Annotated in this window: 23 protein-coding genes; 18 read left to right on the plus strand and 5 right to left on the minus strand. The window is 44.4% G+C overall.

The window, feature by feature from the left end; translation table 11 throughout:
• The 3 genes from G496_RS19435 to G496_RS0110905 form a co-directional block, all read right to left on the minus strand.
• Positions 1 to 249 (minus strand): transposase (locus tag G496_RS19435; protein ID WP_034633049.1); only part of this gene is annotated, 249 nt, incomplete at its 3' end.
• A gap of 88 nt (positions 250 to 337) precedes the next feature.
• Entirely contained in the window at positions 338 to 829 is a 492-nt protein-coding gene (locus G496_RS0110900; RefSeq protein ID WP_245577902.1) for an HAD family hydrolase, read from the minus strand.
• A gap of 55 nt (positions 830 to 884) precedes the next feature.
• The gene (locus G496_RS0110905; protein ID WP_051294984.1) at positions 885 to 2681 is read right to left on the minus strand and encodes an N-acetylmuramoyl-L-alanine amidase; all 1797 of its coding nucleotides are present in this window, start codon (positions 2679 to 2681) and stop codon (positions 885 to 887) included.
• A gap of 272 nt (positions 2682 to 2953) precedes the next feature.
• Here G496_RS0110905 and glpX point away from each other — a divergent pair, with 272 nt between their 5' ends.
• Entirely contained in the window at positions 2954 to 3937 is a 984-nt protein-coding gene (gene glpX, locus G496_RS0110915; RefSeq protein ID WP_027179324.1) for a class II fructose-bisphosphatase, read from the plus strand.
• 81 nt (positions 3938 to 4018) lie between these two features.
• Here the strand turns inward: glpX and G496_RS0110920 are convergent, their stop codons facing one another.
• The gene (locus tag G496_RS0110920) at positions 4019 to 4258 is read right to left on the minus strand and encodes a hypothetical protein (RefSeq protein ID WP_027179325.1); all 240 of its coding nucleotides are present in this window, start codon (positions 4256 to 4258) and stop codon (positions 4019 to 4021) included.
• A 155-nt stretch (positions 4259 to 4413) separates the two neighbouring features.
• Between G496_RS0110920 and G496_RS20585 the strand changes: the two genes are divergently transcribed.
• From G496_RS20585 to G496_RS0110940, 4 genes are all read left to right on the plus strand, one after another.
• Positions 4414 to 4869 carry a YidH family protein gene (locus G496_RS20585; RefSeq protein ID WP_051294985.1) on the plus strand — a complete coding sequence of 152 codons (456 nt, stop codon included), beginning with the start codon at positions 4414 to 4416 and terminating at the stop codon, positions 4867 to 4869.
• 117 nt (positions 4870 to 4986) lie between these two features.
• Positions 4987 to 6033, plus strand: a complete 1047-nt coding sequence (gene waaF, locus G496_RS0110930; protein WP_027179326.1) for a lipopolysaccharide heptosyltransferase II — start codon at positions 4987 to 4989, stop codon at positions 6031 to 6033.
• Positions 6033 to 7877, plus strand: coding sequence for a C25 family cysteine peptidase (locus tag G496_RS0110935; RefSeq protein WP_034633058.1), 1845 nt, complete (start codon positions 6033 to 6035; stop codon positions 7875 to 7877). The genes waaF and G496_RS0110935 overlap by 1 nt, the downstream gene beginning before the upstream one ends.
• 90 nt (positions 7878 to 7967) lie before the next feature.
• Positions 7968 to 8447, plus strand: coding sequence for a hypothetical protein (locus G496_RS0110940; RefSeq protein WP_027179328.1), 480 nt, complete (start codon positions 7968 to 7970; stop codon positions 8445 to 8447).
• 74 nt (positions 8448 to 8521) lie between these two features.
• Here the strand turns inward: G496_RS0110940 and rimO are convergent, their stop codons facing one another.
• A complete protein-coding gene (rimO, locus tag G496_RS0110945; RefSeq protein WP_027179329.1) occupies positions 8522 to 9823 on the minus strand; it encodes a 30S ribosomal protein S12 methylthiotransferase RimO in 1302 nt (433 codons plus the stop codon).
• Positions 9824 to 10232: 409 nt separating this feature from the next.
• Here rimO and G496_RS0110950 point away from each other — a divergent pair, with 409 nt between their 5' ends.
• The 13 genes from G496_RS0110950 (at position 10233) to G496_RS0111010 (ending at position 25991) form a co-directional block, all read left to right on the plus strand.
• The gene (locus G496_RS0110950) at positions 10233 to 10862 is read left to right on the plus strand and encodes an XTP/dITP diphosphatase (protein ID WP_027179330.1); all 630 of its coding nucleotides are present in this window, start codon (positions 10233 to 10235) and stop codon (positions 10860 to 10862) included.
• Positions 10863 to 10921: 59 nt separating this feature from the next.
• Complete coding sequence (gene glmS, locus G496_RS0110955; protein WP_027179331.1) at positions 10922 to 12745, plus strand: glutamine--fructose-6-phosphate transaminase (isomerizing); 1824 nt, start codon at positions 10922 to 10924, stop codon at positions 12743 to 12745.
• Between the two features lie 154 nt (positions 12746 to 12899).
• Positions 12900 to 13358: an NfeD family protein gene (locus G496_RS19445; protein WP_051294986.1), complete on the plus strand. Its 459-nt coding sequence runs from the start codon at positions 12900 to 12902 to the stop codon at positions 13356 to 13358.
• 14 nt (positions 13359 to 13372) lie between these two features.
• A complete protein-coding gene (locus G496_RS19450; RefSeq protein ID WP_084407546.1) occupies positions 13373 to 14404 on the plus strand; it encodes an SPFH domain-containing protein in 1032 nt (343 codons plus the stop codon).
• Between the two features lie 256 nt (positions 14405 to 14660).
• Positions 14661 to 15749, plus strand: a complete 1089-nt coding sequence (locus G496_RS0110970) for a tRNA dihydrouridine synthase (RefSeq protein ID WP_245577903.1) — start codon at positions 14661 to 14663, stop codon at positions 15747 to 15749.
• A gap of 485 nt (positions 15750 to 16234) precedes the next feature.
• Positions 16235 to 18088 (plus strand): TAXI family TRAP transporter solute-binding subunit, encoded by a 1854-nt coding sequence (locus tag G496_RS0110975; protein WP_027179333.1) that lies wholly within the window; start codon positions 16235 to 16237, stop codon positions 18086 to 18088.
• A gap of 2 nt (positions 18089 to 18090) precedes the next feature.
• Positions 18091 to 18828 carry a DUF2491 family protein gene (locus G496_RS0110980; RefSeq protein ID WP_027179334.1) on the plus strand — a complete coding sequence of 246 codons (738 nt, stop codon included), beginning with the start codon at positions 18091 to 18093 and terminating at the stop codon, positions 18826 to 18828.
• A gap of 25 nt (positions 18829 to 18853) precedes the next feature.
• Positions 18854 to 19615: a coiled-coil domain-containing protein gene (locus G496_RS0110985; RefSeq protein ID WP_034633076.1), complete on the plus strand. Its 762-nt coding sequence runs from the start codon at positions 18854 to 18856 to the stop codon at positions 19613 to 19615.
• Between the two features lie 327 nt (positions 19616 to 19942).
• On the plus strand, positions 19943 to 21625 hold the full coding sequence (locus tag G496_RS0110990; RefSeq protein ID WP_027179336.1) for a nickel-dependent hydrogenase large subunit: 1683 nt from the start codon (positions 19943 to 19945) through the stop codon (positions 21623 to 21625).
• Positions 21626 to 21648: 23 nt separating this feature from the next.
• Positions 21649 to 22659, plus strand: a complete 1011-nt coding sequence (hydE, locus tag G496_RS0110995) for a [FeFe] hydrogenase H-cluster radical SAM maturase HydE (protein ID WP_027179337.1) — start codon at positions 21649 to 21651, stop codon at positions 22657 to 22659.
• Positions 22656 to 23423, plus strand: coding sequence for a nucleotide-binding protein (locus G496_RS0111000; protein ID WP_027179338.1), 768 nt, complete (start codon positions 22656 to 22658; stop codon positions 23421 to 23423). Before hydE ends, G496_RS0111000 begins: the two co-directional genes overlap by 4 nt.
• 26 nt (positions 23424 to 23449) lie before the next feature.
• Positions 23450 to 24748: a nitrogenase component 1 gene (locus G496_RS0111005; RefSeq protein ID WP_027179339.1), complete on the plus strand. Its 1299-nt coding sequence runs from the start codon at positions 23450 to 23452 to the stop codon at positions 24746 to 24748.
• Between the two features lie 49 nt (positions 24749 to 24797).
• A complete protein-coding gene (locus G496_RS0111010) occupies positions 24798 to 25991 on the plus strand; it encodes a nitrogenase component 1 (protein WP_027179340.1) in 1194 nt (397 codons plus the stop codon).
• Positions 25992 to 26040: the final 49 nt, after the last annotated feature.

Genomic DNA, 26040 nt, shown 5'->3' on the forward strand with positions numbered 1-26040 from the left:
TATTTCTTTGACAAGACGCCTCTCACTGCGAATTCCAAATATATACCCAATAAATAACATCTTAAAAAGAACAACTGGATCAATTGCTGGACGACCATTGTTCTCACAGTAAAGATGCTTGGTCTTCTCTCGAATAAATGAAAAGTCGATAAACTTATTTATTTTTCGAAGTAAATGGTTTTCAGGAACCAGCTCTTCAATTGTTACTAGCTCAACAGTGACTTGCTTTTGATCAGATTTTTTTAACATGCAAATAATATAAAAAAGTCCCCGCCAAAAGGCGAGGACTTTGTCATCAATCTGAAATCCCGCTTTATTTAAAGCGGGATTTTTTGTTTCAATTTCTAAGCGTTGCCAGCATTCTTTTGGGGTGGGTGAATATCCCCAGAGCAGATAGGATATCTGTTGATCCTATATCAGATGCCGCCGAAGATTCTGTTGAGAAACATTCCGGACCGTAAATGATTATACCCAGAGCCGCCTCACGCAGCATAAGTTTATCATTACGGCCGTTGCCGATACAGGCGCAGCTCTCTTTTCCCAGTCGGGCTAGGTAATCAAGCTTGGCCTCGTCTTCCGGGGCTGCTGACAGTATATGAATTGTAACAGGAAGATTTTTAAGCTCCTCGGCACAATGACCTAGGGTATCTGCTGTCACAACATGGATTTTAAGTTGAGTCGATATTTCCATCAGTAGTTCTCTGACACCGGAGAGTAATTTGCCATCAAGTGCCAGAGTTCCGTTATAATCAAGAACAAGGTGTTCAATCTCAAGCTTTTTGAATCCGGGAATATCTAACTCAATCATCTTGTTTTCCTTGGTATCCATTAAAGCTGCGGCATAATTCCCGTTGAGAACTATGCCGACTTGAGTTTTCGTTGCGCTACAGGTTGGCGTAACGTTCGATTTCTTTTTTGTATTGCAGAACCCCTTTAACAATACCGTCGGCAATAGAAGAAAGATAACGGTCTGATTTGAGTCTTGAAGCTTCAGTTTTATTGGTCAGATATCCAAGCTCGATAAGTATTGAAGGCATTTTTGCTCCCATAAGCACATAGAAAGGAGCTTCACGCACTCCTTGGTCTCTCACATTCCACCTGCGGCGGAGTTTGCCAAGCGCGCTTTTGTGAATATCAGTAGCCAGATCGCGGCTTTCTTTCATTTTTGAATTGAGCATGAGGTCCGTCAGGATAACCTGAAGATCGCTTATGCGTTTCATGGAAACAGCATTTTCTCTGGCTGCAACACGTACAGCGTTGCGGTTGCTTGCAAGGTTCAGAGTGTATGTCTCCAGACCGTGTATTTTGCTGTTTCTATGGGCGTTGCAGTGTACGGAAATAAACATGTCCGCTTTTTTTACGTTGGCCATGGCGGTACGTTCTTCCAGCGGAATGAATACATCCGTATCACGGGTGTAAAGAACTCTGAATCCCGCTTTTTTGAGCTTCCCGGCCAGCATTTTTGCAAAGTGAAGGTTAACATCTTTTTCACGGAGTCCGTGTCCGTGCGCACCGGGATCTTTGCCACCGTGACCGGCATCGATCATGATGGTTCTGAAAGTCAGGCCGAGCTGCTCCAGAAGTTCACCGGCCATCTTTTTACTGCCCTTGGGCGGTGTGTATTTTTTAGGTTTGCTGTGGGCTTTTTTATTATAGACAGCATCTTCCTCAATGGGGATGTCGCTTTTTGATTCTTCGTTAGCCTGAACGTCTACAACCAGTCTGAAAGGATTTTCCAGCGGGAAAATTTTATATTCCTGCATGGAATTGAAATCCAGAACAACCCGGGTGGTTCTAGGGTCTTTTTGAGCTGAGCGTATTCCTCTCAGAATTCCATCAGCAATGACAATCTTTTTATGAACATCAGGTCCGAGTCTGGTATCTTCAAGGTCAATATATAAGCGGTGGGGACGGTTGGCGTTCTGATTGGGGTTAAGCAGCTGATAGCGGTAAGGCGTCTGCTCATCCATATCCAGCACAACACGGGTATAGCTTTCACTGCTGGTGTAGCGGACAGCCTGAAGTCTGGTTGTTGTTCCGCTTTTTCTCTGGTTCTTGGGAGATTTTGAAGAAACAACTGTGCCGGATGGACGATTCGCTTTGGCCGAAGGTTTGGGAATGTCCTTTCTGTCCATTGAATCAAGCCTGTTTCTGGCTTTTTTATACATGTCCCCTTTGGGGTATTTATGGACAATGGTCAGATAATCGGAGTATGCAAGATCATTATTTCCAAGTCTGGTCCGTTGCAGTTCTGCTCTTAGAAACAGGCAGTCATCAGTCCAGCTGTGCCGGGGAAAGTTTGAAATCATTCGGCCGTAATAGTCGACAGCTGTCCTGAAATCTTTTTTCAGTCCGCTGTGGGTTCCGAGCTCTTCATAAGTCCTTCCGGCGTAGTACAGGCTTTTAGGGGCATAACTCCCTCTTGGAGAGCGCTTGAAAGTGCGTATGAATTTTTTGCCTATTTTAACCCAGTTAGCACGGTATTTAGCCCTTCTGCTGTCTTTGGCAAGGGCATGAAACTGCTTCCATGCTACTGTGAAGTCTTCACTTATGGTTGCTCCTGCTGCCTTTGCCGGAGTCGTTGAGACCAGCAGACAGGCGACAAAGGAGACCATAATGATGTTTAAGATATATGTGCTTAGCAGGGCCGCGGTATTGAGACGTGGATATATGCGGTTCATGGTGATCCGTATTTTTTAAATTCATTTTGAAGAAATTTATCAAGTAAAAGTTTCTAAAGAAAGTTTAGATATTAATCTAATAAGCTTAGGATTATGAAAAATCAACCGTTACCTCGGAAAGTAGGCGCTGGGCCTTGAAAAAAACGGCTTTTTCACATGTGGAAACAACATAATTCATTTCGTAATGCAAGGCTGGACTGAAAATAAATTTTATGTAAAGGCACATTACATTGTTTAACTGAATTTCAATCATCCACTGGAGATAAAAGAAGATGGAAGCTCCTCAGAGAAACCTTGCCCTTGACCTGGTTCGTGTAACCGAAGCCGCTGCGCTGGCATCAGCCCGCTGGCTGGGAAGGGGTGATAAGAACTCAGGCGATCAGGCAGCGGTTGACGCCATGCGCCTTAGCTTCAACAGCCTTGAAATCAATGGAACCGTTATCATTGGAGAAGGTGAAAAGGACCATGCTCCCATGCTTTATAATGGAGAAAAGCTGGGTGTAGGTGAAGGTCCGGGTATGGACGTTGCCGTAGATCCCGTTGAAGGCACCAATCTTCTGGCATACGGACGCCCTAACGCTATTTCTGTAGTTGGAGTTGCTCCAACCGGAGCCATGCTTGATCCCGGCCCGAGTTTTTATATGAATAAACTCGTGGTACCGACTGCGGCCAGAAATATGGTCGATATCAATGCACCGGTTAAGGAAAACCTCAAAAAGATAGCTAAAGCCCTGAACAAGGATGTTGACGACCTCGTTGTTTTTGTCCTTGAAAAGCCCCGCCATCATGCTCTGATTCAGGAAATCAGAGATGCTGGCGCCAGAATTCAGCTGCATACAGATGGTGACGTGGCCGGTGCTCTTATGGTAGTAGATCCTCGTTGCCCTGTTGATGTCATGGTTGGAACAGGCGGAACCCCTGAAGGTGTTCTGGCTGCCTGTGCCATCAGGATCATGGGCGGAGAGATGTTTGCCAAATTTGATCCGCAGTCTGAAACTGAAAAGCAGGCTATGCTTGACAGAGGCTATGACCTTCGTGACATTATGACTGTCAACGATCTGGTTAAAAGCGATGATATTTTCTTCTCAGCCACCGGAATTTCAGGTGGAACCTTCCTGCGGGGTGTGCGCTATCTTGGATACGGCGCAGAAACCACCTCGCTTGTAATGCGCGGTAAAACAGGAACTGTCCGTTTGATTGAAGCTGTCCACACTTGGGACAAGCTCATGAAGGTCAGTGCTGTAAAGTATGACTAAGGCTGTTGTGGCCTGAATGGTAGAAAGCCCCGGAGAATTTCTTCGGGGCTTTTTTTTGTATGCTTGCTGAGTAGATTGTGATTATTCTTCCGGAGCATCGAGTTTATTTTTTATAATTTCACCGTCCTCAGGACGTGAAGCAACCCTGAGTTCTTTGGATTCACCGTGGCAGGCGAAACCGTTTTCACGGACCTGAACATATCCGGCCGAAATCACTTTTGTGTAGGGCATCTGCTCTCTAAACTCTAAATAGTTTATTCTATTAGGAAAAATTATCGGCAGAGGGTCCCCTGAAAAGTCTTCAAAAATAATATATTTCATAATCATTCCTCTTGACGGCACTCAGCCGTTGTAAAATAAGTTTGCGAACGGATATTGCCTGTTTCACTCTGGAATAGAGCTGAACAGGGAAGACAGATTATAGTCATAGTCGCCATATTTCAAGAACAGTAAATATAGAACCTTAGAGTATTGTTATGGAAAATGAAACTCCGGAAAAGCGCAGATTACAGGAAATGAACACTACGGAGCTGGCCAGAGAGAGAAACAGGCTTGCCGAGATTCGTACCGAACAGGCTTCGCTTAGAACTTTATTGGCCAATGAACGTACTTTTCTCTCCTGGGCCAGAGCTTCTATCGGCATAATAACACTTGGATTTGTTTTAGAAAAAGCCGCACTTTATTTAAAACATCTTATGCCTGAAGCAAATCCTAAAATTTTTGCAGACATAGCCTACCTGAGTGTTTTTACTCTGGTAAGTGGCATGGCTCTTATCATAACCTCAGCTGTGAGATATTTTGCCTTTGAAAAAAAAATGGGCGCCAGAAAAGGAATTTTAAATCCAAAAATAGATGTCTATATTCTGCTCGGAATAGCTTTGGTCTTAAGTATCAGTTTCTTCTTCGGAAAGAATCTTACATTCAATCCGTAGGTTAAATATGCCTGCTGCCCGGCGCCGCAAGGCTGAAATGATTTTGTGATTTTGAAACATTCAGGTATAAGCCTTTCGCATGGTAATTTTGTTTTGCTAAAAGGATTTTATATATAAATGAGCATTGAATTCAAGAAGATATCTTTGTGGCAAACAGCTTTCCTCGGTGATGCTGTGTTAACTCTGCCGCTTATCAACGCTTTGGAAGAGAGGTTCCCCGGAGCTGAAATTCATTTTTTTGTGCGGGCCGGAGTTGAAAGCCTGTTTGCGGCCCAGAAAAATTTAGCCGGAGTTTACGGCTTTGCAAAGCGTGGAGATCAGAAGAGCCTGAAATCGGCCATAGAGTATGGAAGGTCGCTTGGCCGGAAGGGGTTTGATCTATTTATTTCAGCGCATACCAGTATGCGCTCCGCTCTCGTAGCCAGATCAACTGGAGTACCTGTCAGGATAGGCTATGATGCTCCGTGGTACAACCGTTTCGCTTATACCCATACGGTTCAGCGCAGGTTTAATGAACGGGCTGAAATTGAAAGGCTCATGGCTCTGGGAGTTCCACTGGGAATAGGGCTGCCCGCACCTGAACCGGAGCTTGATCTTCCTGAGGAAAGTCTGCAAAAAGCTTCAGATTTTTATTCCTCACTGGAACAGGTCCCCGTGCTTGGTATTCATCCGGGATCAGTCTGGGAAACAAAACGGTGGCCGGCTGAATATTTTTCTAAGCTGATTGATCTGGCCTCGGCGGAAGGGGTGCAGGTGATCGCTTTCGGTGGTCCGGGTGAAGAGGAGATTGTATCCAGAATTATTTCCGGGGCGCATAGTGGAGATAAAGTCCTGAATCTTGCCGGAACTTTGAATCTTCCTGATCTTGCCGCTTATATCCGTATGCTTGATTGTTATGTGAGCAACGATTCTGGACCGATGCATATTGCATGGGTTCAAAATGTTCCTCTTGTAGCGATTTTCGGTCCTACGGTTGAAAAACTGGGATTTTATCCGCGCGGGAATAATTCAACAGTGCTTGAAGAGCGTCTGGCATGTCGCCCCTGCGGTCTTCACGGTGGTAAAGTCTGCCCGGAAAAACACCATAACTGTATGCGTCTTATAACTCCTGCCAAAGTCTGGCAGACAGTTGCTGAAAAATTGTCCGCAGGGAGTCCGTTTTAATGAAAAGACTGTCTGCTCTGCTCTGTTCCTTTTTCTGCCTGTGCGCTGTCATTTCTTTTGGTGGATGCAAACTCAACCTGCAAAGTCAGGAAGACATTAAGCCTGTAGAAAGTGCGGTTAAAGTTTCCTCAGCTCCATTCAGGGAAAAGAAAAAAAGTGTGATTGTTTTCAGACCGGAGTTTAAGCAGGCAGCCAGATATTTTTCTTATCTGCACCGCCAGTATGAAGGGGTTGATTCACTGCTGCTCTCTGTTCATGCCGGCAATTCCACGCAGTCCGAGCTTGAGAAAATAGCTGACGATATCAGGTTGAAAATAAAAGAGCTTGATAAAAAATACGGAGTTTTAACTGTACTGCTGCTTGGAGATTTCAAGCTCATTCCGGCAGTGAAGTATAACGCCGCTGATAATTCAACCTCTTACATTGCTGATGCCGGGTATGGTTATTTCGGCGGGTCACCTGAGAGTGCCATCTCTGTAGGGCGTATTCCGGCAAAAAATCCTGAACAGGCGTTTGCTGTCGCTGAAAAATTTGACAGCTGGTACGGTGACCGTGACTACCGTCCGGCATGGCCTGTTGTTTTCATGGGTGGCGAAGGTCTTTCCGGTCAGGGGCTGCATGACAGTGAGCTTATTTTCTTCCGCCTTCAGGAAGAAGGTATGGCCGGCCCCGAAGCCATCAGATATCTGGGCGGAGTCGGCGGCTGCAACGAGGAACGTTTTTTAAAAAGCCTTTCATGGGATGATGCCGCAATTCAGTGGCTTATGGTTCCCGGAAGTGACGGGACTTTAAAATTCGGCAACAGCTTTGTTAACAGCACCGATATTATGTCTCTGGAGTACAAGCCCGGTCTCCCTATAGTGCTTGATCCATACTGTCATTTAAACCTGAATAAAGGCGACAAAGACCAGCTCTCCACTCCTGAAGCGATGCTACTTTCTCCGGGAGCGGCTCTCGGGGTGATGGTCGGCGGCAACCCTGTTAACGAATCGGGGGATAATGAAAACATCAAGGCTGAGCTTGATAAGGGAACTCTTCTGAGGGTCGATTTGAGCGGGCGCAGTCTTTTTATGCTTGAATTTCACCGGGCTTATTTCAGTGGAAAACTGCGTATATCTGATGCCCTGACAGAAGCCAGATCGCAATATGCTGGTTACGAAGAAAAGCAGGAGCATTTAAAAAGCGACATTCTGGCTGATTTTGTTTTCCTCGGTGATCCTACCATGAGCATGCCTATGGCTGTAAGGACAGAGTCTCCTGTATACAGAGGACTTAAGTCGGTAAGCAGATGTATGTCAGCCAATGATATCGCAACATATCCTGCAAATTCGACAATAACTTTCGCCATGCCTGACAATTCAATCTATTCTTCTGTGCTGGTCCGGGTGGTGGACAGGAATACCGGTCGTACCGTGGCTGAAAATACTGTCGGTCGTGAAGATTTATTCAATTTTTCAACAGATACTCCCGGACGGTTTATGTTTTATTCACATCCGGTGGACGGTCCGCTTGCGTGGCAGTTTTTCGATGTCCGCGGTAAAGCTTATGCCGGGGGCAATTCTACTGTAAAGCCGATTATTAAATCCGGCCTTGAGCCGATAAAATATTCAGTTCAGGTTAGTTCGAACAGAATTATGTCTTCCGCTGTAAGCATGCGTAAGAGATTAGAAAAAAAAGGATATCCAGCTTACGTTGTAACTTCTGTAAAAAGAGGTGGGAAGCCCTGGTACTGTGTCCGTTTTGGTGAATATGAAAGTATTTACAAAGCTCAGGCGGCATCATCAGGTTACGAAAAAACTGAAAAAGCTGATGCTAAAATTGTACGTTGCAAAATTGATAATTAAGTGGGAATCAGAATTTATAATTTTGTTTTTTGTAAATCAGACTTATTTTGAATGAAATATATTTATTATTGATTTTTATTGGAGTTTAATTTGTCTGATTCAGCTTTCAAAAAGATTATCTTTTTTATGATAGGGATAACCTGTTTTGCAGTTTTAGGAACGCTTATTTTTAAAGCTTACAGTAATTATGAGCCTGCGGTAGCTTTAAGTGCTAAATTTTCTTTCCAAAAAGGTCTTACTGGGGAAACTTTAGGTCTGACGGATTCCGAGAAGCGTAGCCTTAATTATTGTCTGCAAAAAAAACGAAACGTAATAGCGAAAGCGGTGCTTACGGTAATGATTGCTGATCCGAATGGGCACAAGGGTATCAGACCTGACTCCAACCTTGAATACAGAATGCAGCTAACTGGAACACATGGTATAGAACTCAATATAAAAGACAGGTATTGCTATCGTTCTGATTTTGTCAGTAAGCTGGTTTCTTCTTTGGAAAATGGCGGCAAAGTCCTTTCTAAATATCAGGAAATGTCTGGAATACACGATCATAATTTAAAAATAATAGATCTGTAAAAATTTATGCTGAAAGTAAAAAGCCTGCGGTCTTTATGGCCGCAGGCTTCTTTAATGGTTTTAATAATATTCTGTTATACCAAAGTGATAAGGTCGTAGTCGGTACAGTCGTCAACTTCGGCTTCCACAATCATTCCCGGTGAAAGTTCGGGGCCGTCCTCAGGTGAGCTGACGTAGGTGATTCCATCAACTTCAGGAGCCTGAAACCATACTCTGCCGGTAAACAGCCCGTCCCATTCATCGTGTGGTTTTTCCACCAGAACCTGAACTTTTCTGCCTATATTTTCTTCCATAAGCTCATGGCTTATATCACTCTGGAGCGCCATTACGGCCTCGCGTCTTTCTTCTTTTATTTCATCAGGAAGCTGCTCAAGTTCTGCCGCCGGTGTGCCTTCTTCAGCCTGATATGCAAAAACACCGAGATGGTGAAAGCGGGTTTCTTCTACAAAATCCATCAGGGTTTTAAAATGCTCTTCTGTTTCTCCGGGGTAACCGACAATTATGGTTGTGCGCAGGACGGCCTCAGGAATATGCTTTCTGACACGTTCTATGACCTTGCGGGGATTATGGGCAAAGGGACGTCCCATTGATGAGAGTATCTCAGGGTGTGCATGCTGAAGCGGAATATCAAAATACGGGAGTAGAGGGCGTCCGGCCCCGGCCATAAAGGAGAGGAATGAGTCTGTCAGTCCTGCTGGATAGAGATACATTAACCTCATCCATTCAAGACGGTCTATTTTCATCAGCTCCTCAATAAGGGGCCGTATGGCTGTGCCGTCGTCAAGATCGCAACCGTAGGCAGTGGAGTCCTGTCCGACAAGAACCAGCTCCGGTATTCCTCCGGCAACAATTGTTTTTGCTTCCTCGACAAGAGCAGGAATGGGCCGGGAAATATGCGGTCCTCTGATGGATGGAATAGTACAGAAGCTGCATGAGTGCGAGCAGCCTTCACTTATTTTTAAATAGGCATAGGATGGCCCGGTGCTTATTCTGCGGTATGTTGCTGCGTTAAAATCTCTGCCAAGGGCTTTTGAAATAATTTCAGGCCATAAATCAACCCTGTCGGTTGTAAGCCATAAATCAACTTCAGGGAGGTCTTCGTTAAGTTCTCCATATCTGCTGACCATACATCCGGTTACAGCGAGCAACGGTTTTTGGGGAAGTCCTGAAATTTCTTCTGCAGCGTCCAGAATCGCCTGTACGGATTCTTCCACTGCGGGGCGGATGAAACCACAGGTATTGATCAGAATAAGATCAGCTTCTTCAGTTCGTTCTGCCGGAACCATATCTGAACCGAGCGCGCCCAGCATTCTTTCGGTATCGACCCGGTTTTTGGGGCATCCCAGACTTATTGTAAAAACTTTTATTTTTTTCATATATTAATCCTGAATTATTGGTATTGGACTGTACAGGTCGAGCCTGTTCCGGCATGGATAACTGATTCTTTTTATGCTGTCCGCTCCTTTTTTATGCCCTTCGGAGCTGGTTCAGATTGTAACTCATGGATGCGTTTTTAAAAATTGAATTGCGTTATAGTTTTAAATGATTGATGAATTTTTGAACATGTTTGAATTACCGAACATTTCTCAGGCTTTATTTTTATATGCTTTGAGGCTTCGGTTGCGCAAATAGATTCGACCTTGTATTAGTTTGAATACTAATTAATTATGTTTTTGTTGCGTGATTTTCGGCTTGAAATTTTAGTTATGAAAGTTGAATTCGCGTTAGTTTGTAACTTCAGAGAATATGAAAGCAGCATAATTGTTGTATGATATGGGGGCTTTTGTGGAATCAGTAGTACTGGCCACCAGAAATAAAGGTAAAATTGCAGAATTCAATATCCTGCTTAAGGATTTTGGTCTCAAAGTAATAGGTTTGGATGAATTCCCGGAAATAGGTGAAATCCCTGAACCGGGCGAAACTTTCCTCGAAAATTCAATAATCAAAGCCCAGACAGTGGCCAATGCCACCGGGCTTGTCGCCGTTGCCGATGATTCAGGGCTTGAGGTTGATTATCTTGACGGTGCTCCCGGAGTTTACTCTGCTCGCTACAGCGGGGAAGGACCGGACGGAGAGGGAGCTACTCCTGAAAAAAATAATGCCAAGCTTTTGCAGGCACTGGAAGGTATTCCTGAACAGGATCGTAAAGCCCGGTTTGTCTGTGTGATGGTTGCTGCCACTCCTGATAATATCCGTATCCAAAGCCGTGGCGAATGGGAAGGCCGTATCGCTTTTGAGCTGTCAGGGCGGGAAGGCTTCGGCTATGATCCACTGTTCTTTGATCCTGAGCTGGGATGCGTGGCGGCTGAAATGAGTCGTGAAAAAAAGAATTCCCGTTCCCATCGTGGAAAAGCTCTGCGCGCTTTGATGGAGCAGTGGCCTGATTTTTGGAAAAAAGCATCACAGAAAAGTTAAATTTCATTTCCCACAAAGCGGGCGAAGTCAGGCCTGCGCTGTAACAGGAGATATTAAATATGTGTGGAATTATCGGTTATGCCGGCCATCGTCCGGCTGTGCCTCTTATTGTTGAAGGTTTGAGAAGGCTTGAGTACCGCGGGTATGATTCCGCAGGTGTGGCAACTGTTGTCAACCATGATATAGAACTTGTTAGAGCCGAAGGTAAATTATCGGCCCTTGAGCAGAAACTTTCTGAAAAAAATTTAATTAATTCCACAAGTGGAATCGGCCACACAAGATGGGCCACCCACGGTATTCCTGTTGAACGTAATGCTCATCCCCATCTGGATCAGGAAGGCCGTCTTGCCATGATCCATAATGGAATTATTGAAAATTATCAGTCGATTAAAGAAGACCTTTTGAAGAAGGGATATAAATTCCGTTCTGAGACTGATTCAGAAGTCCTTATCAACCTTATTGCCGAAGGCCGCAAAGAGCACCCTGATATGCTTGAGGCCATTTCATGGGCTTTAAAGCAGGTTGAGGGAGCTTACTCAATTGCAATCATAGATGTTGAAAGTCCCGGAACAGTGTATGCCGCCCGTGTTTCCAGCCCTCTGGTAATGGGTATAGGGGTAGGTGAAAACTTTATTGCTTCTGATATTCCGGCTTTCCTTCCATATACCCGCGAAGTTGTTTTTATTGAAGATGGTGAACTTTTAAGGATTACCGCCTCGTCATGGGATGTTTTCAAATCAGACACCCTTGAACCGGTTGAAAAAGAAATCAACACAATCAATTGGGATGTTCAGTCCGCTCAGAAAGGCGGCTACAAGCATTTTATGATCAAGGAAATATTTGAACAGCCCAAGGTTATTTTTGATTGCCTTGCCGGGCGTGTTGATCTGGCAAACAATAAAGTCGATCTGCCGGAGCTGGACGATATGGAAGCCCCGAAGCGACTGCATATTGTTGCCTGCGGTACATCCTATCATGCCGGATTGTGGGGTAAATATCTGCTGGAGAAGTGGGCCAAAATCCCTGTTGATGTGGAGATCGCTTCAGAGTTTCGCTATCGTGATCCCCTGCTTGATCCTGACGGTGTGGTTCTGGCTATCAGCCAGTCCGGTGAAACAGCTGATACCCTTGCCGGGATAAAGCTGGCTAAAGAAAAAGGACTGCCGGTAATCGGACTTTGCAATGTTGTTGGATCAAGTATCTCCCGTGAGTCGGATCATGTGCTCTATACACAGGCCGGCCCGGAGGTCAGTGTTGCTTCCACTAAGGCTATGTGCAGCCAGCTTACAGTTCTGATGCTTTTGGCTTTCTACTGGAGCAAACGTAAAGGCATTCACGATACCAAGCAGTTTGCAGAATTCCTGCAGGATTTAAAGAGTCTTCCTTCTGTTCTGGAATCAGCCCTGCCTGCAATGCGTGACCGGGCTAAAGTTCTTGGCAGAAAGTATGCTGATGCCAGCAGTTTTATGTTTCTTGGGCGCGGTCCATACTTCCCGCTCGCTCTGGAAGGAGCTCTTAAACTTAAGGAAATTTCATACATTCATGCCGAGGGATATGCTTCAGGAGAAATGAAACATGGTCCTATCGCTCTTATTGATCAGAAATTCCCGACATTTGCCATAGCCCTTAATGATGATCTTTTTCCCAAAGTAAAATCCAACCTCATTGAAGTACAGGCCAGAGGCGGGCATATCATTGCCCTGACCAACCCCGGCACTGACCTTGAGGTTGAACATGAATGGACACTCCCGGAAGTCTCCGGCCCGTTGAACGTGTTCATGGTTCTGCCGGCATTACAGCTCTTCTCATACGAAACCGCAGACTACCTGGGCAAAGATGTAGATCAGCCCCGTAATCTGGCTAAGAGTGTTACTGTGGAATAGGACTTTTGCTGTTAGACAGGAGAGTAAGACTCAAGGCGCGTATCCATATGTCAGAAATGAAAGGTGCTTTACTGAAGGGGTAAATCTATATCCTTTTAGAAGGTAATACTTAAATTTGGTTCCAAAATCAGAATAAAGGAAATAACTAAATCAAATGGAAATTTCCGCTTGGCAAACATGGCTCGCGGTTATGATTGTAATGGCCGGTCTGGAGTTGCAGGCGCCCGGTATTGTCCTAATCTTCTTTGCGATAGGGGCAGCGCTGGTCTCTGCCATTACTTTCATTGTTCGGGTCAGTGTGCCGGAACAAATCCTGATATTCATCGTAGTGTCCGTACTTTCACTCGTCTTTTTTAGAAACATTTTGAAAAAAAAGATTAATGTTTCAGGAGAAAAAGAGCAAAGTGGCTTGGATATTCAGGATAAAATTAACTCCTTTGCTGTTGTTCATAAAGATATTCCGGAAATCGGCATAGGCAGGATAAAATTTAGGGGATCATTTTGGGATGCTAAATCCCTGGATGGTCAGTCTTTCAAAAAAGATGAACAGGTCAAAATTGTAGATGTGGACAAGGATAATAAGGCCTGTTTTATCGTAACCTCAACCAATTAAGTTTAAGGCTAAGTATGTTTGATTATATTTATTACAATCTTTTTACGACATCATCTCTTATTAACATCGCTCTGCTGATTCTAGTTATATATATTTTAAAAGGTTCAATTAGAATTGTTCCTCAAAAAAGAGAATATATAGTTGAACGACTTGGTAAATACCAAACCACACTAGGAGCCGGCTTCCATTTTACCATTCCGTTTGTAGATAAGGTTGCTTATCAATTCAGTCTTAAAGAGGAGGCTGTAGACACTAATCCTCAAGACTGCATTACATCTGATAATGTCGGAGTGCGTGTAGATGGTCTTATCTTTGTGCAGGTTGTAGATAGCCGTAAAGCGGCCTATGGAATAGATAATTATAGGTATGCTGCATCTCAGCTGGCTCAAACCTCTCTAAGGTCATGTATAGGTAAGCTTGCTTTGGATAAAACCTTTGAAGAGCGGGTAGCTATTAATACTCAAGTAGTAGAGGCTATTGATGAAGCCGCATCGGAATGGGGTATTAAGGTTTTGCGCTATGAGATAAAAGATATCATACCTCCTGAAAGTATCAAGCAGGCGATGGAAAAACAAGTTACCGCAGAACGGCAAAAACGTGCCGCAATCGCCCAGAGTGAAGGAGATAAACAGGCCAAAATCAACCGGGCAGAAGCATCCAAACAGGATGATGTCCTCCGGTCCCAAGGTGAAAAGGAAAAGCGTATCAATGAGGCTCAGGGACAAGCAGAAGCCATCCAGTTGGTTGCCTCGGCAACTGCAAACGGAATCCGTGAAGTTGCCGAAGCGCTGAACGGAAAAGGTGGCTATGATGCGGCACAGTTGGATGTGGCTAAAAAGTATGTAGAGTCTTTTGGAAATCTTGCTCAGAAAAGTACTACAGTTCTTCTTCCTGCCGACCCCGGTAATGTGAGTGCAATGGTTGCTACAGCTATGCAGGCTTTCAAGGCTTCGACACGTTCAGATTCATCTGAAGACTCTCCAGCTGAGGAAGAAAATTTTATCATTACCCCGGAAGGTATGGACTCTTCTTCATTTAACTCCTGATATCCTTGCTACTTTGTATCGAAAGATAAAGAATGGTTTTAGATAAAAGAGTTTCCTACACTTAGAAGCAGCTAAAATAACTGCCGGATATTAAAATTACCAATCAAAGCCGCCCCTGCAAGACCTGAATATGGTTCTACTGGGGCGGTTTTTTTATGGATTCTCTATATTGTGGTTAACGACAGAAGAGTTGTTACCTAATTCGGTATTTTTTGCGTGTTGAACTCTTGCTCCTTAGGCAACAACAGGATAGGCAATGCTGCACCTAACGACATTAATAACCAGTCCTGTTGCTTCAATGAATAAAGATATCAATTTTGATTTTTCCAGACTGAGGGATCAGTTAAACACTCCTATTGTCATTGGTGGTAAAACCATTTCCAACCGGTTGTGGTTGTCACCCATGGCCGGGCTAACTCATAGTGCTTTTCGAAAAGTTCTTGCTCACTATGGTTCCTGTGGGCTGGCCTTCACTGAAATGTGCAACGCCAAGGCTGTGCCGACTGAGAATCCGCGTGTTTCACCGGTATTCAAGTGGCAGGAAGAAGAGTTGCCCAGTCTTGTCTGCCAACTGGCCGGAAGTTCCGCAGAGGAACTGGTGATTGCTGCAAAGCGTGTGCAGAGAGAAGGATTTTTCGGTGTGGATATCAACATGGGCTGCTCGGCGCGTGGAATGATTAAGCGCGAGGCCGGAGCTGCCTTGTTGAAGACACCTGACAAAGCTGTGAAATTGGCAGAGGCTGTGCGGAAGGCTGTTTCCATACCGGTTTTTGTAAAATTTCGTACAGGATGGTCCAGAGATATTGCCCCTGCTGTCGCTTTAGCTAAAAGACTTGAGGCCGCAGGAGTTGACTGCCTTGTTTTTCATCCTCGAGTTGCGCCGGATAAGCGCACCCGCCCACCTATTATCGATCATATCCGTTCAATCAAAGAAGCTGTTTCCATTCCAGTTTTTGGCAATGGTAATGTAACAACCCCGCAGCACTGTCAGGATATGCTGGATACAACAGGATGCAGCGGTGTTTCAGTAGGGCGTATGGCTATAGCCAAGCCCTGGCTTTTTGCGCAATGGCTAGCAGGGGACACACCTGACGAGAATGTTTTTCAGGAGTATGTCCTACGCATGGCTCAAGCGTTGGAAGAGGACTTCGACCCCATCAGAGCAATCAAGCGCTTTCAGATGTTCATGGTTTATTTTGCGGCCAATTTTCGTTTTGGTCATCGACTGCAAGCAGTTTTCAGCACTGCTAAAAATATTAATGATGTCAGGATGCTGGCGAAAGAACATATCAAGCCGGACATGCCCTTGAATGTGACGCCCAACATGAGTTTATTAAGTTTTTAAACTACGTTTAGGCACTGGAGCATAAGGGCTCTAATTCTTTTACTCTTTGCTAAACATTATGACTCTCGGACATTAGAAGCTGATAAATTTTACCAGAAAATAAAATTATGCATCAAAACCGCTTCTTTGGGATCAGAATAGGTCCTGTGGGAGCGGTTTTTTTATTAAGCTGAAAAAATAATTCAGAGTATTGTAGAGTCTTTTGCGGCTGTCTAATTGTAGTGGGATTGTCAGTAAATAATATTTAATTTTAACACACCCTTGCTGTTGATAATTGATATAGTTATAGCTGGGCATCTGTAAGAATAAATGTTGTCAGGATCGTAGATGAAATTTTATGGTCCAGCGGATATCTGGTTTTCTATTTTAGTGCTTTTTACCATGCAATCGGCAGAGCTGATTACGTGATATGCTTTGAATAGGAATTTCAGTTGAGTTTAATGCACAGCTTTGTTTACATGCAGCTGTTTAAATAAGGAGATATCATGTTCACACGGAACAAAATAATAATAATTATTCTTCTGCTTGCCATGGCTGTTCTGGCCAGTGGGTTTGCAGACAGTGCGGAAGCACGTCGTTCCAGCCGGTCCCGTTCCTATAGTTCCCGCTCTTATAGTTCCTCCCATTCATCTTATAGCAAAAGTTCCAAATCATTGTGGGGAAAACGCAGCGGCGGTGGAATTTTCGGCTCGTCCCAGTCAAAAGCAAAGTCCAGTTCCGGTTATTCCAAAAAAAGTTATAGCGGAACTTCCAGCCAGAAAAATTCTGCCGGCTACAGCAAAAAAAGTCCCGCAAAAACTACCTCACAAAAGTCCAGCTCCGGCTATTCCAAAAAAAGCTATAGTGGGACTTCCAGCCAGAAAAGTTCTGCTGGTTACGGCAAGAAAAGCCCCGCAAACACTGCGACACAAAAATCCAGCTCCGGTTATTCCAAATCTTCAAAAAATCGTAATACCCAGAATTTTAATAGAAGAAGCAGTTTTGATACCGGTATTTCAAAGTCTAACAACAAGCGGACCTCTAAATCGTCTTTAGCCGCATATAAAGCACAAAATTCAAAGTTCAGTAAGCCGGCTTCCAAGCCTTCCAATAACTACAAAAAAAGCAAAATTTATCAGGAAGCAAGACCCCGCTCCAAGGCCGGATATGACGATTACTATGAAAATCGTAACCATTACTATATCAACCACGACTGGAGAGCTCCCAACTGGGCGTATTATTCCAGACCTTCATTCGGTATGTGGGATGCCATGTTCTGGTGGATGATTTTAGATAATTATAATCGCAGAGATTATGCTTATTCTGCCTACCACCATGCAAATGATCCCGGATATCAGGAATGGCATAGAGAAGCCGAGTCCCTTGCAAGGGATAATGCGGAGCTTAGAGCAGAGCTGAATGGTCTGGACAGGGAAGTTGCCGGATTCAGCGGACCTCGTGATCCGGGTTATCTTCCGGATGATGTCCCGGCAGAAGTCGCTTTATCTGCGGATGTAATTGCAGCAAAAAATAAAGAGAAACCTGTTCTGCGCTGGGCTACAGCTTCAAAATTAGGGAACTATCAGGCTTTCGCTGATATTGTTAAAGAATTCGTACCTAATATTGACATAAAAACAGTAAATACCGCAGGTTCTATGGAGAATCTCCGCCTTTTACTTACTGGCGCAGTGGATGCTGCAATGGTCCAGTCAGATGCCTTTGATATTTATCTGAAACAATTCCCCAATAAAAGATTATTTTCCGAACAGGCAGAAATTTTTCCTGAAGTTGTGCAGATGATTGTTAACCGGAAATCAGGAATTGATAGCGTAAAGGATATTGATTCAGATAATATTTTGTATATTGGTCCCAAGAATTCCGGTACATCGCTGACATGGAAAGGGTTCTGCTATCAGGATGAAAAATACAGCCGTATCAAAACAGAAAATCTGTCCTATGCGGAAGCTCTTAAACGGGTCAACTCGAATCCAAATGCGGCTATGATCTTTGTAGCAAGCCTTAATTCCGAGCTGATTAAATCTGCTGATGCTCTTGCCGCCAGAAGTGATAACCTCAAACTGGTTCCAGTGGACGATTGGGATTTTAATGACGCCAAAGATTCAAACGGGAATACCATTTATCATTTTGTTGATATTCCTGAGGGTACATATCCCAATCTGCAACGCGGTATGCTCTGGGGGACTAATAAAGTTGAAACCCTTGCCGTTAAAGCCATTCTGGTTGTGCGTAGCGAATGGGTGCATAAATATGGTGCCCCAGTTATGGATACGTTAAGCTTTGGTATAATTCAGGCAAAGCCGATGATGCTCCGTCGTATCAATGGGCAAAATTTGAGGTAATTATGAGTACATGGCGCATGCTGCGTAATGTAGCTAAAAATAAGACTGAACCTATTTATAAGATGTTTGGTGGTAAGGTTGAAAATGAACCTGAAAACAAACTCCCCCTTGGAATCCATATAGGCGGAAAAATTCAAATCGAACAGACTTCCTTTCTCTTGGGAAGAAAAGGGGAAATTCCACTTCAGCTTGAATCTCCGGGAAAAGAACTTATTGTTATTGCTTACGGACAGATTAAATATGATAATGCGAATGTTTATCGTATTTATCTGGAATCAGTTGATTCTTCAAAAGAAGCAATGCTTCAGATAGTTGAAGAAGATGGAAATATTGCTGAAATTCGGCTTTTTAGAACTATCGATGAAATATACCCGACAGATGAAGACGAGTGGGATTTCTGGCTGGCTGAAGCTGATGGCTATATCGGGTTGAATGAATTTTCACTCAAGGAAGAAGATTTTCCTGATTCTATCCCTCCCTCTTATTTAAGAGTATGGGGAGAAGACAGCCAATTCAGGGTTAAGCCCCTTGAGTGGAAAGAGTTTTTGCGTTCAGCACAGGATGAATCACGAATAATGCAAATTACCCATCAGCTCATGCTTTATGGACGGTGGGTAAATGAAGATAATGATATCGCGGAATATGCCTTGCTGGATATGGAAGAGTCCAGTGATGAAGCGTGTGTGAATGTTTTTCTCGGGATTGAAATTGAACCCGCAGGAATCAAAATGATTTACTAATAAAACGGAGAATACCATGGGATTTATGGGATTTTTTAAAAACTTCGGCAAAGTTAAAGCAAATGATATCGGCAAGAATATAATGGAAAAAGTTGCGGCCTGGGATCCTGATGGAGCCTCTGCTGCTGAGATTGAAAGCATGTCAGAGCGGCTTGATAAAATTACTCGTGACGTTGCTGAAGCCCGTGCTGCCTATACGAAAGAACAGCGTGAAGCTGACGAAGCACAATCTTTATATAATAAGAGGCTTCAGGCAGCAGAAATCCTCCAGAAAGATATGGAGAGCAGCACTGACGAAGCTGAAAAAGCTGAAATCTCAACAGCTTTAAATGAGCTTGTTACTGAGCTTGAAGAAATGGCTCCTGATGTTACGCGTGAAAAGGAAGAAGCTGACGAAGCCAAAGCCTTTATGGAAGAACTTGAAGAGCTGGCTAAAATTGCCGCGGATAAACTGAAAACAGCTAAGAAGTCCCTTGATCAGGCCAAACGGGACATGAAGCGTGCTAAAATTCGTGAAGAGCGCGCAAATGACCGTGCTGATCAAACTGCAAAACTTGCAGGATTCAAAGAAGATACTGATAAATTGGGATCTGCTCTTGATGCTATGCGCCGTGAGGCTGACAAGGCAAACACCAAAGCTGAGGCCCTGAACATGAAGACAAAACTTCTTGCCCCGACCAAAGCTGAAAAAGAAAACAGCAGAATCGAAGCAGCTCTCAAACGCGCTTCCGGCGGAAGTGCTGAATCTTCCAGTATTACTGACCGGCTTGCTGCTCTAAAAAAATAAATAGTTACCCTGACCGTTAAAGCGGCTTGAATACGAATCAAAACCGCTCCTTTGGGACCAGAATAGGTCCTGTGGGAGCGGTTTTTTTATCAAGTATAAATCATATTTTTAAAAAAATGTTTTGCATTAAGTGTTATCATTTATTGACAAGTAACATGTTTTTGTCTACTTAAGCACTGTTGTTATCGTAATCTCCTGCGGGAAGGGGTTTCCTGACCCTAAGGGCGAACGTGATGTCTTACGTCTGCCCACTCGCATTCTCCGCACATCTGATCGCCTGTCTTCCCCTTAATTGTTTACATAAGCATAAAGCCAGAGTTGCGGCTTATGACTTTTAAGGCAGCCATGTTCGAACAAAATATATGCAATGAAGCAATAAGCGGCTTTTCTATGGGGTTAGGGCCGGCAAGTGAGGTTTCCTGTATGGGAAACGCTTTTGTCATAAGAGCCCGTATTGCCGGGGGCCGGGTTGAAGAGGCCTGGAGCACCGGACGTATTATCAGGGATGTTGAATGGTTGCTAAATGGGCGGGTTGATGAAAGAAACAGACCCGCATTTACTCAGCGGGTGAACAGTCTCTGCAACGATGGTCATTCTCTGGCTGTTGTCAGGACTATTGAACAGTTGACCGGAACAGTACCTCCTGAAAAAGCCGGCCTGATACGTAAAATTGTTCAGTCAATCCGAATCCTTCAGGAACATCTGCTTCATTTTTATCAGTTCAATTTAACAGACTGGGTTGATTTAAAGACTGCTGCTCTTGCTTATCCTCAAAGTACATATCGTTTTGCCGCAAGCGGGTTTGATGGAGTTTTTTATGATGAAGCCCGCAGCAACCTTAAAAAAATGATTCGTGAAAGGGGCGATCTGGCTCCGGCAGGGCATCCTGAATACAGGGGTGCCGCAGAATTACACCTTATGCTTTATGCGCATTCCCTTAAGTCGCTTAAGATTCAGTCGGTTATAAAGAAATCTCTTAAACTGCTTGGCTGTGACTCGAACTCTTACATGGCTTATCAGGTTGGTGGAGTCTCACCTAATTTAAAACTGGACGAGAAAAAGCTCCGGCAGCTTAAAAGTTATCTGGAAGAGTGTGCTGAATTCATAAACATAATTTTCCTCCCTGATCTTGAACTGCTGGCTTCGGCATATCGTGAGAGCTACTCCATCGGCAGTGGAAATTCATTCATCAGCAGTAACGATTTTAATTCTTCATACTCCTCGGAACTTTTGTATTCCGGTGGATTCCATGATTTCCATAAGTGTCGCGAAAATGTGCAGGAAAATTTTAATTCCCTGCGGTTGAATTATTCCATTTCGGAAGAGCTGGAACCGCACTGGGATATCTCGGATCAATTTCGCTATAGGCTGAATCCTCTGCTGCTCGGTCCTACCTTCAAGTGGCCGGCAAGTAATTTTTCATGGTTGTCCGCCCCCCGTTATAAAGGTGAATCCTGCGAAGCCGGACCATTATCAAGGATCATTAATCTATGGACCTTTGGTGATGCAGAGCGGAAAGCCGCTTGTGAGAGACTGCTGCATAATTTTGAAATAAAGCCCGCATTACTTAACTCTACTTTAGGGCGCCTTGTTGCCAGAGGACTTGAAACAGCTGTGTTGTCACAGGAAATAATTGAAGCTGTAGAGCGCATTGCCGTGCTGCCTGAATATGAGAAAGCTTTCATTTCGGAATGGAGCTTGCCAGCTTCCGGTGAAGCCACAACCGCGACTGAAGTTTCAAGAGGGATGCTTGTCCATTCAATCAGGGTCGAAAACAGTCAGATCGCCGAACATAAATATCTCATACCCTCTCTCTGGAATTTTTCACCGAAAGATTCAACAGGAGAACCCGGACCTATGGAGAACATTTTATCCGGCTTGAAGGTTTACGATACTGATTATCCATTGGAGATTTTACGAACCATCCATGAGCTGGACCCATGTAATATCTGTCATCTGGTTTTTGAAAATGCTGATAACGGCATAACTTCAATGGCTGTTCCCAAATAATTTAGCAAGTCAGGATAGCAGTGATGAATCGCAGCGAAATATTAGAGGCTTTGTGTACTGAGGGAAATGAGCAGGCCCTTTTTGAAAGGGCCGAAGAAGTCAGGCTGCAAAATGTAGGTAATGAAGTTCAGTTAAGGGGGGTAATCCATTTTTCCAATTATTGCGTGCGTAATGATCTGTATTGCGGCCTCTCCGTTGCAAACAAATCCTGCAAACGGTTCAGAATGGATAAAGAGACAATTTTAAACGCCGCATACTCCGTTGCTGATTACGGTTTGAAAACCGTGGTTCTCCAGTCCGGGGAAGACCGTTATTACAGCTTAAAAGATTTTTGCAGCATAATTGAAACCATTCGTGAAAAAACAGATATGGCTGTGACTTTGAGTCTTGGTGAACGCTCACAGGATGAGTTTGAAGCTCTAAGGTCTGCCGGGGCAGAGCGTTATCTGATGAAGCATGAAACCATGAACCCGGAGCTTTATTCCTATATGCGTTCAGGACTTAAGCTCGCAGACCGCCTCAAACAGATAGAAACACTGCGCAAGGTCGGGTTTCAGACCGGAGTTGGAAATATTGTCGGGCTTCCCGGGCAGACCGTGGATGACCTCTGTGATGACATTATGTTTTTTCAGGATTTTCAACCTGATATGGTTAATGTCGGTCCTTTTATTCCTCACGCTCAGACTCCTTTGAAAAATGAACCAGTTGCTGCTGAAAAAATGCTGCTGAAAGTCTTTGCCCTGACCAGAATTGTGACCGGAAATACGCACATGGCCGCAGCCAATACCGTTGCGACAATGAATCCTGAGAACGGGCAGTATCAGGCTTTGACCCTTGGCGGGGCCAATGTCCTTATGCCCAACTGCAATCCTTTTCCCGAAAGTAAAAAAGATAAAGTTGAATATGAATTTCAGATAACCACCCGCAAAAGATATGTTTCCGTTGAAGAAGCGCGAAAGTTGTTAAAGCGGGCCGGCAGAACAGAGGGTGAAGGAAAAGGTCATTCATTAAAAATTCAAGGAGAACAGCTTTGATCAAAGTCGCTATTTACGGCAAAGGCGGTATTGGGAAATCTACGGTTACTTCGGGTATCTCAGCCGCGTTGGGAGTAAAGGGATACAATGTCATGCAATTGGGATGCGACCCGAAAACAGACTCTACGATCAATCTGCTTGGGGGAACGCCTCCGCCTCCTATTTTACAGTATATGCAGGAGCACGGCATGCCCGAAAATCTGGATGAAGTCATCAGCCGTGGGTTCGGCAATGTGGCCTGTCTTGAAGTCGGCGGACCTACTCCCGGTGTCGGATGTTTCGGCCGGGGAATGCTCACAGCTTTTGAAATGCTGGAGGAGAAGGGAGCTTATGAAAAATACAAACCTGATGTGGTGCTCTACGATATTTTGGCTGATATCGTCTGTGGAGGGATAGCTGTTCCCATGCGTGAAGGCTTTGCAGACAAGGTCTGTATAGTTACCTCCGGGGAAAAAATGGCTCTGCTGGCCGCTCAGAACATCATTACAGCTTTAAGAAATTTTGCTGACAGAAATTACGCCGAACTTGGCGGTCTTATTCTCAACTGCCGGGATATGGATGATGAGGAAGAAAGGGTCAATGAATTTGCCCGGAAAATGGGAACTTCGGTGATCGGGGTTATCCCGAGGGATACGACAATCCATTCTTATGAAGAAGATGGAAAGACTATAGTTGAGGGAGAGAGTTCACACCCGACCTCGAAAAGGTTTTTTGATCTTGCCGATACCATTTTAAATTTTAAGCAGGCTAAAAAAGTCGCCTAAATCTGGAATTACAGGAGTGTAATGAAATGAATCTGGATAATGCAGGTATCAGGCTTGCTGATCTGAAACAAAAATCGGACTTTCCGTTTGCCCCGCTGGAAGGAGTAGGCCCGAATCTTGCCGGATGGGGGGTCATAGAAACATGTCTGCTCCTTCCGCAATCAATTGCGGTTATGGTCGGCCCCTCGGCCTGTCTCAGGCATTCGGCTTTCATGGCTCATGCCCGCGGGTTCACGGACCGTTTTTATATGTTGTGTATGTCCGAGCTGGATATGACCCTTGGCAATCATCTGGAAAATATTGAACGCGGTGTTGCTGATATAATTTCCCGCCGTGATGAGAAGGTTGTTTTTCTTATTGTTGGTTGCCCTGACTATATTCTTGGTACTGACTTTACCGGGGTCATCAGCCGTCTGGAGAAGTCCACTGGCCGGCGGATTATTCTGGGTGCCATGGCCCCAATTACTATCGGGATGAAAGAATCACCTTTCACCTCTGCCTACACTTCGTTTTTTGAGTTCCTCAAGGATAAGGACAGGGACTCCTCTGAAAGTGTGGTCAATATCCTTGGCACATTCATGCCTTTACCGGAATCAAGTGAACTTTATCAGGTCCTTAATGGCGCAGGTATAGATAAAGTCCTCCAGATTCCTTTATGCCGTGATCTGGATGAGTTTTCCGGCATGGCCAAAGGGACTGCTTCTGTGGTCATGCATCCGCTGGCTAATGGTCTTTGCGGTAAAATGGAAAAGGAAATGGGCATTCAGTCATGTTTTGCCCCTATGTCATACGGGTTCAGCAGTATTCGGGAGCAGTATGACAAAATAGGTGGAGCAATCGGCTGTTCATTTGAACTGGACGAACTGGAAAAGAGTGCCGGTGAAAAATCCGTAGAAATGTTCAAGATGATCCGCGGTAAAAAAACAGCTGTCGGATGCAGCATAAACGGAAGCCCATTTGAGCTGGCTTTGTGCCTTCTTGAAAATGGTGTTGATGTTGAGACCCTGTTTGCCCGGGGCACCATAAAACCTTACGAGTGGGGGCTGATGGATAACCTCAGGAAAATAAAACCTGAGATTATGGTTTATAATGCCTCCCATCCAGCTCTATGCGGCAAAACAGATCCTTTTGATTCAATTGAGCTTGCTTACGGTGTTGATGCCGGAATGTATTGTAAAGAGGCTGTTAACGTACCTCTTTCGCGTTATCAGGAGCAGGCTTACGGTTATGAAGCTACAATCTGGATGCTGGAGCAGACTATGGAAGCCATGAATAATCCTGTCAGAAATTATGACTGGATATACGAGCATGACTTTCTTATCTGATAATCCCTGCTTTTTGAATAAAACCGGAATGTAAATATAAGGATTTTTCATGAAAGAATATCATCACCTGCTCCCGCTGGCCACAGGCTACTTTGGAGCCAGTTCAGCCCTTTATGACTTTGACGGTCTTATCGTTGTATATGGTCCCGCCGGTGGAGCATGGCACATAAATATTGAAGATGAACCTCGCTGGTATCGAGGCCCGGCAACAGTTGTCGGAGCCGGACTGTTGGAAATGGATGTCATTCTAGGCAATGACGACAAGTTCATAAACAACATTGTTCAGACAGCGAAACAACTGGATAGAAAATTTGTTGCCCTTTCAGGGACCCCTATCTCTGAGATAATAGGTACCGATCTTAAAGGTTTTGCCCACACCATTGAAGCCCGGACGAATCTTCCGGTTTTTATGGTTCCCACAGCAGGGTCTGAACCTTACCCCGAGGGCGCATCCAAAGCATTGCTGGCTCTTGCTGATAAATTTATGGACGATAGCGCTCCCAAGGTTGCGAACGGTGTAAATGTTCTTGGTGCGATTCATCTTTCAACAGGTAAAGAGAACCATCTTGAACCGCTCTATCGCGGCCTGATACAGCAGGGCTATGAATTATTAAGTGTTATGTCTTCACCATGCAGCTATGTTGAGAATCCGCTTGAAGGTTTCTGCCGTGCTCCCGGTGCAGCAATTAATGCGGTGGTCTCTACCAGCGGTATCAAACTGGCACAGGAAATGTACTCCAGATATGGAACCTCATTTATTGTCGGTATGCCTGTAGGACGTTCAGGTCAGGATTGTTTTTTTAAGTACTTGAAAGGGGAAACCTACGCCTGTGAAAGTCGCGTAAGTGGAGCCGGATACAGACACGCTGTCGTTGTTGGTGAACCTGTTTTAAGCTACGGCATAAAACACAGCCTTTCTTATGACTTCGGGATTCCTGAGATTGATGTTGTTTCCGTTGTACCAAGTGAAGAATTGTTTTCTGAAATAGTAGGTTGCAAAGGCATTATGGCTGAAAAAGGGGCAGCTGATCTCGATACTGATGAGGAGAACATAATCAGGCAGAAAATGAATACTCCTGATGTTGATATTGTCATTGCTGATCCCTGTTACAAGGCTCTTCTGGAATCTGAAAAACGTTTTGTCTGTCTGCCGCACACTGCAATGAGTGCCAGAGCAAACTGGGATATGCCTTATGAATATGTCGGGGAAGAAGGCTATAATTACCTGTCTGAACACATGTAATTAAATACTTTAATAACACGTCAGCTAAAAAAGGCCGGGAATTTACCCG

It is taken from the genome of Maridesulfovibrio bastinii DSM 16055 (assembly GCF_000429985.1).
GTDB lineage: Bacteria > Desulfobacterota > Desulfovibrionia > Desulfovibrionales > Desulfovibrionaceae > Maridesulfovibrio > Maridesulfovibrio bastinii.